The organism is Methylobacterium sp. Leaf361 (assembly GCF_001424445.1).
Lineage (GTDB): Bacteria > Pseudomonadota > Alphaproteobacteria > Rhizobiales > Beijerinckiaceae > Methylobacterium.
Map to the genome: position 1 here is coordinate 29,462 of NZ_LMPY01000014.1, position 13,052 is coordinate 42,513.

Sequence of the window (13,052 nt, forward strand, 5' to 3'; positions counted from 1 at the left end):
GGCCCCTACGCGGCCCCTACGCGGCCCCTACGCGGCCCCTACGCGGGCGCCGGCCGCTCGCCGACGGGCTTGAGCAGCCCCGTGGCGGTCGCCACCAGCTCCCCGGCCTCGTCGCGGATCTCGGCCTCGCAGAAGATCACCGACCGCCCCGCCCGGGTGACCCGTCCCTCGGCGGTCAGGACGCCGCGGCCGGGGGCGAGGAAGCGGGTCTGCATGTCGAGGGTCACCACGGGGCGCCCCGCCCGCAGCCGCGCCGCCGTCCCCAGGGCGACGTCGAGCAGGGTGCAGAGCGCGCCGCCATGGGCGATGCCGAGGTTGTTGGCGTGCTCCGGCCGCAGGGCGAGGCGCAGCCGCGTCCGGCCCGCGCGCACGTCGAGCGCCTCGATCCCGCAGTGATCCACGAACGGGATGATGGCGCCGAAGACGGTGCCCGTCTCCGAGCGCTGATCCACTTGGTGATCCCCTTGGTGATCCCCTTGGTGATCCCCTTGCCGGTCCACTTGCTGGTCCACGCCGATCGCCCCGGATCCTGCCCCGCCCGGATCCTTATCGCCCGGCCGCCTCCGAGGCCATGACCGGTCCGCGGCAGATCACGTGACAGTCCGGCCGAAACGTTCGTCCCGTCCCGAAGGCTCACGGGACATCGCGGCGGGCCGCCGCGTGAAGTTCTGCGCCTCTCATCAGACCGGAGACGGATCTTCGCAGAGGAAGCCCGCGGCGAGATCGCGGCGGAAGGCATAACCGGCGCCCGTCCGCGTCGCCCGGTCTCGTCCAACTTCGGCTCCGGGGTGTCGGTTTGCTCGACGGTCGATTTCAGCTCGACCCACGGTTTGAATAATATGCGTGTTCATGGCGGGGGCATTGTGTAGGGAAATGCTCGACGACGACTTGATTTTGCTGCACAGACGTTAGAACCGTCTCACGACGGTCGGATAGAGGGAATCATCGATGGACGACAACGCCACTGAGCAGCAGCAGACCTTTATCGAGCAGGCGTCCGACATCGTCTCGGCGTATGTCTCGAACAATTCCGTGCCGATCAGCGAATTGCCCGGTCTGCTCGCCGGCGTTCACGCCGCGCTGACGAAGCTGTCCGCCCCCACGGCGACGGTCACCGAGGCGGCCGACAAGCCGACGCCGGCCCAGATCCGCAAGTCGGTGACGCCGGACGCCCTGATCTCGTTCATCGACGGCAAGCCGTACAAGACGCTCAAGCGGCACCTGTCGCGCAACGGCCTGACGATCGAGCAGTATCGCGAGCGCTTCGGGCTGCCGCGCGACTATCCGTCGACGGCCGCGAGCTACTCGGCCCAGCGCTCGGAACTCGCCCGCAGCCTCGGCCTCGGCCAGCAGCGCCGCAAGTCCGCCGCCCCGGCGCCCGAGCCCGAGCCCGTCGCGGAAGTGGCCGAGAAGCCGAAGCGCGCCAGCCGCACCCGCAAGGCCAAGGAGACGGCCTGAGCCCGGCCTGAGCCCGGCAACGCCCGGGCTCGTGGTTACCGGCCGGCGCGCGACCCGCGCGCCGGTCCGTTACGCGAAATCGGCGAGGTCGTCGGCCACGTCGCCCGCGGCGATCTCCGTCTCGGCCTTGTGCCGCTCGACCGCCTCGGCCTCCGCCCCGATCTCCGGCCCGACCTCTGCCTCGGTCATGCCGGGCCGCGGGCCCGGCCCCTCGGGCGCCGGCGCTGTCTCCGGCCGCGCCTGGCCGGCCTCCCCTTCGGAGGCTCGATCCGTCACCCGCCCCGCCATGCTGCGCGCTCCCCGATCCGCCGACGGGAGAGCAAAGCGCGGACGGCCCGGCGCGTTCCGCGCGCGCCGCATCACGACGGCGCCGCGCGCGACGGAGCCGATCCCGCGGTGATCGCGATCTGCGGGATGGCGCCGCGTTTGAGCCTCAGGAGCGCGACGCGCCGTGTCGAGAGGCCTCGCCACGCGTTGAACCGCCGGACATGCATGCGCCGGACATGCCGATCGGGAGCGGGATTTGGGCAATCGTTACGGGCTGGAGATCCGCGCCGCCGCGGGGCCTGACGCCGCGGGTCTCGCGGCGCTGCTCAGCGAGGCGGGGGTCGCGGTCGGCGCCGCTGACCTCGCGGCCCGGCTCGAGGCCCTGCAGCGGGACGGCGGCATCGCCCTCGTCGCCGTGGAATGGGGGCCGCCGAGCGGCCTCATCGCCGTCGCCCCCGTGCGGACGCTGGACGCGCCGCGGCCCTTCGGCCTGATCACCGGCCTCGCGGTCGCCGCCGAGTCGCGCCGCCGGGGCATCGGTCGGGTCCTGCTGAAGGCGGCCGGCCGGGCGGCGCGGCAGGCGGGCTGCGACCGGCTGCTCCTGGCCGCGGGGCCGGACCAGGCCGCCCTGCGCGCCTTCTGCGCCGCCGCCGGCTTCGCCGACGAAGGGACCGTGCTCGCGCGGCCGCTGCTGAAGCGGGGCACCGGAGACGGCTGAGATCCGCGACATCCTGGCCGAAGCCGGCGGGGCTCACCGGGCGTTACCCCCGGAGAGTGGAGCCCCCCGATGACGCTGCGATCCGAGACCCCGCCGCCGCCCGCGAACCTGCCCTGCGATCCGCCGCCGGATTCCGAGGCGCCGACCGCCGCGCAGCTCAAGGGCGACATCGACAGCGGCCGCACCGCCGACAAGACCCCGCACATGGATATCGGCGCGGCCCCGCTCGGGACCTGCGAGGAGGCCGGGGGGACGCCACCGACGCCCCGGGAGGTCCGGATCGCCCGGCAGAACGAGCGGGCGCCCTCGGAGCGGGCGGCCAAGGGTTACCCGCACCAGCGGCAGCCCTGGGTCCTGCCGCTCTACGCCGGCATCATCGTCGCGGCCGCCGTGGGGCTCGGCCTCGTGCTCTGGCTGACGCGCTGACTGCCGCACTGACTGATGCGCTGACGGTCCGGCCGGGTTGGGACCGCGCCGGTGCCATCCTGGCGCAGGACGGCACGGTCGCCGCGGAGGCGGTTTAAAGGTCGATTCACGTCGATGCGGTTAGCGTGACCTTACTGCAGTCTTGCGTAACCGATCCTCCATGCCCCCTTCCGTCGATGCTCCGCCGGACCTGTCCGGGCTCCTCGAACTGTCACGCATCGAGAATCTCGATCTCAAGCCGGTGATCCTCCGGGTTCAGACGGACCTGTTCGTCCGGGCCGCGGCCCGGGACCGGACCGAGATCGAGATCTTCGAGTCCCTGGCCTGCGGACTCATCCCGACGGTGGACGAGGAGACGGCCCGGGTCGTGGCCCGCAAGCTGGCCCCCTGCCCCGAGACGCCGCCCGCTGTGCTGGAGGCGCTCGCCCTGCGCGGCGGCGGTGCCCGCGACGCGGTGGTGGAGCTGGCCCCGACCCTGAGCCACCGCCTGATCGAGGCGGCCCTGGCCGAGGGGTCGGACATCGCCGCCCGCATCGCCGCCCGGGCCGGGCTGAGCCGGGAGGCGGTGGACGAACTCTCCCGCGAGGGCCGCCCCGAGATCGACCGCGCGCTGGCGGCAAATCTCGGCCACACCCTGCGGGGCGCGGCCCTGTCGCGGCTCGTGGACCGCGGCCGCACCGCCCCCGACCTCGCCCGGCTGCTGCTGGTCCGGCCCGACGTTTCGGCCGCCGACCTCGTGCCCCTGTACCTGCACGCCGACCCGATGCGCCGCACGGTGATCGGCCGGGCCGTCGAGGCGACCGCCGCCCTGCGCCCCTGCCCGCCGCCGCCCCGCGGCCTCGGCGAGACCCTGACCGGCCTGTCCGCCGCCCGCGACGTTCCCGCCTTCATGGCGGCGCTGGCCGACGGGCTCGGCCTGCCCCGCGATTTCCTGACCGTTGTCGCCGATGCGGGCACCCGCTACGACCTCCTGACCCTAGGCCTGCGGGCCGCCGGCCTGCACGAGGAGGAGGCGGTCTACATCTTCCTGACCCTCAACCAGGGGGTGGCGCGCTCGGCCGAGCGCGTCGCCGATCTCGTCCGGCTGTTCCGCACTGTGAGCCGTCCGGCCTCGCGGGACCTGATCGCCGCGATCCTCGACCGGCCGCTCGCCGAGCGCGGTCGGAGCGAGGCCCACCAGCCGGCACACGGCCCGGAGGCCAAGCTGCGCCAGGGCGCCGAGCGCGTCGCCGCGCAGCGGCCGCCCCTGCCGGCGCGGGCCCGAACGGCGAGCGGCGGGGAGCCGGGCTGACCGGCCGGCCGTCAGCGCGGCCCGGTCCGGAGATCGCTTTTCGGATCGCTCTGCGGATCGCTCTCCGGATCGGCGCCCCGCCACGCGGGCTGCCGGTCCGTCTCCTGCAGGGTGTCGTTCGAGGGCGCCTCCGCGGCGCGGCGGCTCAGCTCCGCCATCAGGCCGCGGGCCAGCACGGCGCGGACCGCCCGCTCCCGGGTCTCGGGCGGGACCGCCTCCAGGGCTGACGGCACGACCGCCTGGGCGCTCGGGACCGCTCCGGCGAGCCTGCGGGCCTCCGCGGCCGGGTCCGCTCCGGTGCGAAGCATGGCGAAGTAGGAGAGCACGCCGATCACCAGCGCGGCGCGCAGCAGGACGGTCATGGAACGGTTTCTCCGCTCGAGATCGCGCGAAGCATTCGACGGATTTCGTGAACCGGGCCTCTACCAACCCGAGCTTTCCCGCACGATGGTGAATGAAGCTTGTTCGCGATCGGCTGGTTACCTCGCGGAAAGCATCCCGACCATTCGGACAAGTCCCGCAACACTCGTTTAAGCCGGCTCTGCGACCGTCCGGTAGTCGTTCGAAGTCGAACCGGAGGCGCGACGGATGCGGGAACGCAGCCAGCGCGACGCGTGCCAACCTTGACCATCAAGACTGTCCTGACGTCGCTGATCGACGACCGGCTCGCGGGCCTCGTCCACGAATCCGCGGCCGACAACCCGGCCGCCCGCGCGCGCCACCAGCGCTTCCTGGTGTCGCGGCTGGCGACCGGCGCCGTGATGATGGCCGGGCTGCCGCCCTACCTGCTGTGGCGCGGGGTGCCGTCGGGCTTCGAGGTCCTGGCGATCGCGAGCCTGCTGCTGCCGGTCTTCGCCGCCGTCCTCCTCACCCGCACCGGCTCCCTCTGGGTCGCCCACGCGGTCTCGTCGGCGGGCCTGACCGGCCTCGTCGTCGCCCTGGCGGGCGTCACCGGCGGCGTCACCTCGCCCGCCGCGGTCTGGCTCGTGGCGATCCCCCTCGAGGCGCTGGTCTCCGGCTCGCTCCGCGCGACGATCGCGGCCGCCGCGATGGCGGTCCTCGGCGTCCTGGCCGTGGTGGCCCTCGGCGCCTGGGCCGGCTCCCTGCCGGTCATGGACATCTCGGCCGCGGTCGCCCTGCCGGCCTTCGCCATCACGGCGATCGGCCACGTCGCCGCCCAGGCCCTGGAGCACATGCGCAACGAGGGCGTCTGGCGCGAGCGGCTGCGCGACAACGAGGCCCGCGACCGGCTGCTGCTCTCGGCGATCGACGACCTCGTGACCTGGCACGACCGCAACGGCCGCGTGCTGGAGGCCTCGGTCTCGGCCGTCCGACTCCTGGGCAGCGCCCCGGCCCGCCTGCGCGGCCACGGCCTGCTGGAGCGCGTCCACGTCGCCGACCGCCCGGCCTTCCTCAAGGCGGTGAGCGACGTCGCCGCGACCGGGCGGCCCGCGACCCTGCCCCTGCGCCTGCACGTCGAGCCCGAGACCGGCCGCGCCGACGGCGCGAGCCTGATCTACGCCGAGATGCGCGCCCACCGGATCGAGCACGGCGCGCACGACGCCGCCACGGCGGTCGTGGCGGTCACCCGCGACATGACCGAGCACCACCGGCACGCCGTCGAGCTGGAGCGCGCCCGCGCCGAGGCCGAGCGGGCCGACGCGATCAAGGGCCGGTTCCTGGCCAACGTCACCCACGAGCTGCGCACGCCGCTCAACGCGATCATCGGCTTCTCCGAGGTCCTCGCCGGCGAAGGCGCCGTCAGCCTCGGACCGGTCCAGGCGCGGGAATATGCCGGCATCATCGGCGCCTCGGGCCACCACCTGCTCGGCGTCGTCAACACGCTGCTCGACATGAGCCGGATCCAGAGCGGCAACTTCGACTGCGCCCCCGAGGCGTTCGACATCGCGGACCTGCTCCGGGCCTGCTGCGACATGATGCGCCTGAAGGCCGACGCCGCCGGCGTCGTCGTCACCGCCGCCCTGTCGGGACCGGTGGAGATCACGGCCGATCCCGCCGCCTGCCGGCAGGTGCTGATCAACCTCATCTCGAACGCCGTGAAGTTCACCCCGGCGGGCGGCCGCATCGACCTGTCCCTGCGGCGCGGCGCCGGCACCCTGGACATCGTCGTGGCCGATACGGGCGTCGGCATCGGCGCGGACGACCTGCCCAAGCTCGGCACACCGTTCTTCCAGGCCGGGAGCGGCGGCTACAAGCGCCAGCACGAGGGCACCGGCCTCGGCCTGTCGGTGGTCCAGGGCCTCGTCGGCCTCCACGGCGGCTCCCTGCTGATCGAGAGCGCGCCCCAGGCCGGGACGGTGGTGACCGTCACCCTGCCCCTCGTCTGCCAGGCCCCCGCGGCCGCCCACGGCCCGGCCCCGATCCGCACGGCCGTGCGCGGCGCCCCGGCGCCCCGCCGCGTGGTGCGCCTGCCGCTCGGCCTGTTCGACGCGGAGCCGGGCCTCGCCGCGGCCCCGGCCGACCCGGTCCTGCGCCGCACCGGCTGACCCGAAGATCCCCGGAAGGAGACATGATGTCAGGCTACCGCGAGATCACCGTACCGGGCGAACCCGGCCGCGCGCGCCGCGCCGCGCCGCGCCGCCCCGCGGTCCAGGGCGACTGGCGCGCCGTGCTCGTCGGCGCGCTGAAGGCGACGGGCGCCACCTGCCGGACCAGCCCGGGCGCCGTTCTCGGCAGCCTCGTCGCCCTCGGCGCGGCGGGCTTCGTCTGCGTCAACGCCCTCGGCTACCAGACCGGGCGCCATCCGGCGCCGATCCTGCCGAAGCTCGCCCAGAAGGCGCCCGCCCCCCGCGAGGCGGCGCCGGCCGCCAGGGAGGCCCTCCGGGAACCCGCGCGGGATCCGGTGCGGGTCATCGAGGCCGACCGCGCCGCAGCGCCGATCCCCGCCAAGCCGGCGGCCCGGGACGCGATCGGCGAGCTGATCCGGTCCGAGGAGACCACCGCCTCGGTCACCCCGAAGGCGTCGCCGGTTCGGCCGGCCGCCAAGCCGGCCGCGAAGGAGACGGACGCCAAGGCGGCGAAGTCCGAGAAGGACGGCGATCCGGTGCTGCGCGCCCAGAAGGCGCTGTCGAAGCTCGGCTACGCGGTGAAGCCCGACGGCGCGATGGGCCCCGGCACCCGCGCGGCGATCGAGAAGTTCGAGCGCGGCGCCAAGCTGCCGGTGACCGGAGAGGCGACGGGCCGGACCCTGCGCGAGCTGATGGCGCGGGCGGGCCACGGCTAGCGGGACGGAAGCGGCGCCCGCTCCGCGGAAGCGGTTCGGGTGCCGGTCGTCGTGAGAGCGCATCCCTCAGTACTGCGTGCCGGTGAACCGGCAGATCGTCTTGCAGCGCGGGCCGCCATTGGCCTGCCAGGACTTCGCGTGGCCGATCGATCCGGTCATGTCCTGCGTGGGATTACCGCCGGGCCGGTGCACGACGATGTTGCAGGCATCGCTCGGCGTCCGCTGGTAGCGCGGGCAGGACGCGGAGTCGCGGTGGCCCAGTAAATCCATGAGCGTCTCCGGACGGGCGTCGGCCGACGGCACAGCAAAGCACAGGCAGGCGACGATCAGCGTCGCGAGCGAGGTCATTCTCCGCATCGGATTGCTCCTCAAATCATCGTGACATGCGAATTCGGGCGCCCTTTGCTCAGTTAGGCAGCAGAAAATACTATAGATGTGCGCTGACGCACATTGTTCAATTCTTTTTTAATCCCGAGAAATACTGGATTTTTTGACGGATTATTCGCCGCGCTGAGCCGTTTACTCTAGACGTGCGGCGTCGCGCATCCGCGCTTGCCCGTGCCGGCGCTTTCGCGCATGGCGGGGCTTGCGCCGCTCCAACCGGCCGGGTTTCAGGGGCCGACCGCCGCGCCGGATCGCCCGCCCGCGGCGCGGGCCGCGCGATTCACAGGGCTACAGACGCATGCGCCTGCGCTCCGATTTCTGGGTCTCGGCCCATCTGCGGCGTCTGGACGTCGCGGGCATCCCGGCGGTGCTGCGCCGGCGCGGATCCGCGGAGGCGGGCGCGATCTTCGTGAAGGTCGATCGGCTCGACGGCAGCGCCGACCTCTACGGACCGGCGCCGCAAGCGCTGTTCGAGGCCGAGGAGAGCGGCGACCGCCGCTTCGCCGCGATCGTCACCGGCGGCAGCCCGCTCGACGTGGAGGAGCGTCTGACCAAGGAGATCCGGTTCGATTCCGATCTCTGGATCGTCGAGATCGACGACCGCCAGGGGCGGCATTTTCTGGATCTGGCGGAGTGATACCGTTTCCGGTTGGAGACCTCGCCACCGTCTTTGCGGGCGCAGCGACGCAATCCAGCGGCGCCACGCCGACCGATGGCGCGCCGCCCCGGGTCACTTCGCTCCGCTCGTGATGACGGAGCGAAGCGAAGGCAGCGCCCGTCAGCCCTCGATGATGCGCTCGTCGAGCTTGCGGTCGACGGTCTCGACGGTGCGGTCGATCTCGGCGTTCGGCTCGCCGAGCTGGTGCGAGATGAGCTTCACCAGCAGGTCGACCCGCTCGATGTAGGGCGCGCCGTTCGCCACGGCCCGCGCGGCCGAGGACGGCTTCAGCAGGCTCTCGGCAGCCCTGGCGTACTTCTCGAACGGCACCTGGTCGGCCGCGTCGGCGCCGAGCTTCCGGGCGATGCCGTCGACGTGGTCGTAGATCGCCCGCGAGCGCGCTAGGTCGCCGTGGACGGCGTCGTGGATGGATTGCGGCTCGCCCGGAGTGATGCAGCGGTAATTGCCGGTGAGCAGCATCGACCACTTGGCCAGCGGCACGAATAGCGAGTCGAACACCTTGAGCTTCACCGGCACGTCGTGCCCGTCGAGGCGCACGGCGTCGATGTCGGCCTCCAGCTCCCGGAGCAGCCGGTTATGGGCCTCGTCCGCGAAGGTCGCGGCCTTGAAGTTCGTCGGCAGGCCGACGTGGAGGACGTTCGCCTCCTCCTCCGGCGGCCGGAAGGCCTGCGGATCGGGGGAGCAGAGCGACACCAGACCCGGCTCGAACCGGTCCCACACGCCGGCATTGGTGTAGGCGTCCTCGAGGTCCATGGCGGCGAGCGCCGGGATCCGCTTGAGGTAGGGCAGCGGCGGCATGTTCATGATCGACAGGCACGGCAGCTTCGCCGCCGCGATCTTGATCATGAGGACGCGGATCGTGTGGTTGTTGTACTGCGGCTCCTGCATGGCGAGGCCGACGAGGTCGTAGCGCGACACGTCGACGTCCTCCGGCGGCATCGCGTCGACCTTGCCGGGCAGATCGCGCGAGTGAATCGCGCGGTGCTCCTTCTCGTCGCGCAGCTTGATGCGGACCTCGGTCCCCTCGCGGTTGATCAGGTCCGCGGTCTTCCGCCGGCACACCAGGGTCACGTTGTGACCGGCCATCAGGAGCTTGGTGCCCAGGAGCGAGCCGTAGGAGGCCCCCAGGATCAGGATGTTCTTGGCCACGTCGGTCCTCCCCAGCATTGAGACTTGCTGTGTGTTGTCTGGCTGCTGGGAACAGCGCGTCCACGCCACGGCCCCAAGCGCACGTGCGATGGATGGCAGCCGGGCGAGCGGAAGGCAAGCCTTCTGGTATACCTAATCCCAAACCCTTTGTGAGGCCCTGCCGGTGACAGGCGGAGCGATCCCTATCCTCCGCACCCGGGATCTCCACAGGGTGGCGCCTCCGGGACATCGCGCGGGACCCTCTCGGGACCGCGGACGACGACCGCCCCGCCGCGGGCCCTAGCCCCAGAGGTCCGGCGTCGGCGGGTGCATCAGGCTGCCCTCGTAGCGCAGCGGAGGGTCGCGGTCCCGGGCCAGCAGCAGCGGCCCGTCGAGGTCGACGAACTCCGCGTCGTTGGCGAGCAGGGCCGCCGGCGCCATGCCCAGCGAGGTGCCGAGCATGCAGCCGACCATGATCGAGAGCCCCCGGGCCCGCGCCTCGCGGGCGAGGAGCACCGCCTCGGTCAGGCCGCCGGTCTTGTCGAGCTTGATGTTGATCGCGTCGTAGCGCCCGGCCAGCGCGTCGAGGCCGGCGCGGTCGTGGAGGCTCTCGTCGGCGCAGACCGGCACCGGGTGGGGGATCTCGGCGAGCAGGGCGTCGGCGTCGGCCGGCAGCGGCTGCTCGATCAGCGCGACGCCCGCCCGCAGGCAGGCCGCGAGGTTGGCCTCCACGTTCTCGGGCCGCCACGCCTCGTTGGCGTCGACGATCAGCCGGGATTCCGGCGCGCCGGCCCGCACCGCGGCGATGCGCTCCGGATCGCCGTCCCCGCCGAGCTTGACCTTGAGCAGCGGCCGGTGGGCGGCCTTGCGGGCGGCCTCCGCCATGCTCTCCGGCGTGCCGAGGCTCAGCGTGTAGGCGGTGATGGCCGGCCGGGGCTCGGCGAGACCCGCGATCTCCCAGGCGGGACGGCCCTGCCGCTTAGCCTCGAGGTCGAACAGCGCGCAATCGAGGGCGTTGCGCGCGGCGCCCGCCTTCATGCGGGTCATGAGCGCGTCCCGCCCGATCCCGGCCGCGATCGCCTCCGCCTGGCCCTCGATCAGGGCACTGACGCTCTCGACGCTCTCCCCGTAGCGCGGATAGGGCACGCACTCGCCGCGCCCGACCGCGTCGCCGTCCGCGATCGTCGCCACTACGACGGCGATCTCGGTGCGGCTGCCGCGGGAGATCGTGAAGGCGCCGGCGATCGGGAAGCGCTCGACGGCGAGGGTCAGGCGGCGGGCCATGTCGTACGGTCTCCGGTTCAGGCCTGCGGTCGATGCAGCCCGCTCCGTCATCACGGGCGGAGCGAAGTGACCCAGGGCAGCGAGCGGCCGGTTGGCATGGCGCTGCTAGATCGCTTCGCTCGGCTCACGGGGACGGCGTCAGAGCCGGCACAGGGAAGCGGTATCAGATCGCCGGGAAGTCGGCGACGATCCGGTCGACCAGCCCGTCGACGCCGAAGCGCACCGGGTCGGTGGCGGGCAGGCCGTGCTCGGAGCCGAGCGCGTCGAGGAGCGCCCGGGCCTCGCCCTCGGCGAGCGCCTGGGTGTTCACCGCGATGCCGACCGGCTTGATCCCCGGATTGGTCAGGCTGCCGAGCTGCACGGTGAGGTCGATCACCTGCCGGATGGTCGGAAGCGGGTGCTTAACGCCGCGCATGTTGGTGCGGGTCGGCTCGTGGCAGACCACGAAGGCGTCGGCCTGCGCGCCGTGCAGCAGGCCGAGGCTCACGCCCGCGAAGGACGGGTGGTAGAGCGAGCCCTGTCCCTCGATCAGGTCCCAGTGGTTCGGCTCGGCCTCGGGCGCGATCGTCTCGACGGCGCCGGAGATGAAGTCGGCCACGACGGCGTCGATGGCGACGCCCCGGCCGGAGATGAACACGCCGGTCTGGCCCGTGGCGCGGAAATCGGCGTCGAGGCCGCGCTCGCGCATGCCGCGCTCCAGGGCCAGTACGGTGTACTTCTTGCCGACCGAGCAGTCGGTGCCGACGGTGAGCAGGCGCCGCCCGGCCCGCTTGGTGCCCTTGCCGGTGGGGAAGCGCTCGTCGGTGTGGCGGACGTCGTGGAGCTGGCGGCCGCGGCGGGCGGCGGCCTCCGCGATGGCCGGGACCGCGCCGAGCTTCACGTGCAGGCCGCTCGCCACGTCGAGACCGGCCTCGATCGCCGCGACGATCTCCTTGACCCAGTGGTCCGGCAGGACGCCGCCGGCGTTGACGACGCCGATCACCAGGGTCCGGCAGCCCTTCGCCAGGGCCTCGGGCAGGGTCATGTCGGGGATGCCGAGATCGGCGGCGCAGCCCGGCAGGCGCATCTGGCCGACGCACCATTCGGGGCGCCAGTCCTTGATCCCGTAGGCGGTCTTGGCCGCCAGCGTGTCGGGCACGTCGCCCAGGAACATCAGGTAGGGCGTGGCGATCTGCATCGGTCGAGCAACCTTCTCCGGGAGGCCGGCGGACCGTCTATGCGGGATCGCGGGCGGCGTGCGCAATGCATGGGGCTGGCCAAGGCGGTCGATGCCGCCGCCCCACGGAGCATACCGGCTCTGCACGCCGTCATCGCGGGCGCAGCGAAGCGACCCGGGGACACGCTACAGCCTGGGAGCGCGCGCCACCCTGGGTTGCTTCGCTGCGCTCGCAAAGACGGCGCGTTCGCCGCCTCACCTCTGCGGCGCGTGGCGCTCCAACTCAGGCCGCGCGTCGTCGCGCCACCCCCGCCTCGTTGGCCACCGCGCCCACCGGCGCCGGCACTCCGGTCGCCCGGACCATCCCCTCGGCGCCCGCCAGCGCGCCCGCGCGCAGCTCGAGACCGAGGAAGCGCGCGCGCTCGAACGGCCCCGGCAGAGTCAGGCCCTCCGCGAGCGCCCGGTCGAAGCCGAAGCGCGCGTAGTAGGGCGCGTCGCCGACCAGCAGCACGGCGCCGTGTCCGAGGGATTCCGCCCGGCCGAGGGCCGCCTGCATCATCACCGAGCCGAGCCCCTGGCCCTGGATCGCCGGATCGACGGCGAGCGGGCCGAGCAGCAGCGCCGGGCGGGCGAGCCCGGCCTCGACGTGCCACAGCCGCAGGGTGCCGACGAGCCGCCCCGCCCGGGTCGCCGCGAAGGCGAGGCCGCGGGCCGGCAGGCGGCCCTCGCGCAGGCGCTCCGAGGTCTTGGCGCGTCGATTGCCGGGAAAGCACGCGTCGAGCAGGCGCTCGCGCGCCAGGACGTCGTGGAGATGCTCCGCGCGGATCTCGATCATGGCTGTGCCCTCCCCGGGCCGGCGAGCGGGAGAAGCGATTGTCTGTGACCGAGAGCCGGACGCCCTCGGTCGACGCGGTGGTGGACGTCAGCGTCCGGCAGGGTCGCCCTCCCCGTCATCACGAGCGAAGCGACGTGACCCAGGGCAGCGAAACGTCAGAAGGCGTCGCGCGTCCCTGGATC

15 protein-coding genes are annotated in these 13,052 nt (G+C 73.0%); 7 read left to right on the forward strand and 8 right to left on the reverse strand.

Annotated features, from left to right (window positions below; genetic code table 11):
* Nucleotides 1-38: 38 nt before the first annotated feature.
* Complete coding sequence (locus tag ASG32_RS12675; protein ID WP_056526422.1) at nucleotides 39-452, reverse strand: PaaI family thioesterase; 414 nt, start codon at nucleotides 450-452, stop codon at nucleotides 39-41.
* Nucleotides 453-948: 496 nt separating this feature from the next.
* On the opposite strand from ASG32_RS12675, the gene ASG32_RS12680 reads away from it, so the two are divergent.
* Nucleotides 949-1,458, forward strand: a complete 510-nt coding sequence (locus ASG32_RS12680; RefSeq protein WP_020091131.1) for a MucR family transcriptional regulator — start codon at nucleotides 949-951, stop codon at nucleotides 1,456-1,458.
* 69 nt (nucleotides 1,459-1,527) lie between these two features.
* Here ASG32_RS12680 and ASG32_RS12685 read toward each other — a convergent pair whose 3' ends face one another.
* Nucleotides 1,528-1,746: a hypothetical protein gene (locus tag ASG32_RS12685; protein WP_042672860.1), complete on the reverse strand. Its 219-nt coding sequence runs from the start codon at nucleotides 1,744-1,746 to the stop codon at nucleotides 1,528-1,530.
* 235 nt (nucleotides 1,747-1,981) lie between these two features.
* Between ASG32_RS12685 and ASG32_RS12690 the strand changes: the two genes are divergently transcribed.
* From ASG32_RS12690 to ASG32_RS12700, 3 genes are all read left to right on the forward strand, one after another.
* Entirely contained in the window at nucleotides 1,982-2,443 is a 462-nt protein-coding gene (locus tag ASG32_RS12690) for a GNAT family N-acetyltransferase (protein ID WP_056526425.1), read from the forward strand.
* 69 nt (nucleotides 2,444-2,512) lie between these two features.
* Nucleotides 2,513-2,869, forward strand: a complete 357-nt coding sequence (locus ASG32_RS12695; protein WP_020091135.1) for a hypothetical protein — start codon at nucleotides 2,513-2,515, stop codon at nucleotides 2,867-2,869.
* 160 nt (nucleotides 2,870-3,029) lie between these two features.
* Nucleotides 3,030-4,160: a DUF2336 domain-containing protein gene (locus ASG32_RS12700; RefSeq protein ID WP_020091136.1), complete on the forward strand. Its 1,131-nt coding sequence runs from the start codon at nucleotides 3,030-3,032 to the stop codon at nucleotides 4,158-4,160.
* An 11-nt stretch (nucleotides 4,161-4,171) separates the two neighbouring features.
* On the opposite strand, the gene ASG32_RS12705 is transcribed toward ASG32_RS12700, so the two are convergent.
* The gene (locus ASG32_RS12705) at nucleotides 4,172-4,522 is read right to left on the reverse strand and encodes a hypothetical protein (protein WP_056526428.1); all 351 of its coding nucleotides are present in this window, start codon (nucleotides 4,520-4,522) and stop codon (nucleotides 4,172-4,174) included.
* A 252-nt stretch (nucleotides 4,523-4,774) separates the two neighbouring features.
* On the opposite strand from ASG32_RS12705, the gene ASG32_RS12710 reads away from it, so the two are divergent.
* Nucleotides 4,775-6,667, forward strand: coding sequence for a PAS domain-containing sensor histidine kinase (locus tag ASG32_RS12710; protein ID WP_056526431.1), 1,893 nt, complete (start codon nucleotides 4,775-4,777; stop codon nucleotides 6,665-6,667).
* A gap of 23 nt (nucleotides 6,668-6,690) precedes the next feature.
* Nucleotides 6,691-7,404: a peptidoglycan-binding domain-containing protein gene (locus ASG32_RS12715; RefSeq protein WP_244491918.1), complete on the forward strand. Its 714-nt coding sequence runs from the start codon at nucleotides 6,691-6,693 to the stop codon at nucleotides 7,402-7,404.
* Between the two features lie 66 nt (nucleotides 7,405-7,470).
* Here the strand turns inward: ASG32_RS12715 and ASG32_RS12720 are convergent, their stop codons facing one another.
* Nucleotides 7,471-7,761 carry a hypothetical protein gene (locus ASG32_RS12720; protein ID WP_056526433.1) on the reverse strand — a complete coding sequence of 97 codons (291 nt, stop codon included), beginning with the start codon at nucleotides 7,759-7,761 and terminating at the stop codon, nucleotides 7,471-7,473.
* A 325-nt stretch (nucleotides 7,762-8,086) separates the two neighbouring features.
* Between ASG32_RS12720 and ASG32_RS12725 the strand changes: the two genes are divergently transcribed.
* Nucleotides 8,087-8,425, forward strand: coding sequence for a DUF1491 family protein (locus ASG32_RS12725; RefSeq protein WP_020091141.1), 339 nt, complete (start codon nucleotides 8,087-8,089; stop codon nucleotides 8,423-8,425).
* A 141-nt stretch (nucleotides 8,426-8,566) separates the two neighbouring features.
* On the opposite strand, the gene ASG32_RS12730 is transcribed toward ASG32_RS12725, so the two are convergent.
* The 4 genes from ASG32_RS12730 to ASG32_RS12745 all read right to left on the reverse strand — a co-directional run bounded on the left by ASG32_RS12730 (nucleotide 8,567) and on the right by ASG32_RS12745 (nucleotide 12,870).
* The gene (locus ASG32_RS12730) at nucleotides 8,567-9,616 is read right to left on the reverse strand and encodes a 2-dehydropantoate 2-reductase N-terminal domain-containing protein (protein ID WP_056526436.1); all 1,050 of its coding nucleotides are present in this window, start codon (nucleotides 9,614-9,616) and stop codon (nucleotides 8,567-8,569) included.
* A gap of 279 nt (nucleotides 9,617-9,895) precedes the next feature.
* Nucleotides 9,896-10,879, reverse strand: a complete 984-nt coding sequence (dgcA, locus tag ASG32_RS12735) for an N-acetyl-D-Glu racemase DgcA (RefSeq protein ID WP_056526441.1) — start codon at nucleotides 10,877-10,879, stop codon at nucleotides 9,896-9,898.
* A 163-nt stretch (nucleotides 10,880-11,042) separates the two neighbouring features.
* Entirely contained in the window at nucleotides 11,043-12,056 is a 1,014-nt protein-coding gene (gene dgcN / locus ASG32_RS12740) for an N-acetyltransferase DgcN (protein ID WP_056526442.1), read from the reverse strand.
* Between the two features lie 262 nt (nucleotides 12,057-12,318).
* Nucleotides 12,319-12,870, reverse strand: a complete 552-nt coding sequence (locus ASG32_RS12745; protein WP_056526445.1) for an N-acetyltransferase — start codon at nucleotides 12,868-12,870, stop codon at nucleotides 12,319-12,321.
* Nucleotides 12,871-13,052: the final 182 nt, after the last annotated feature.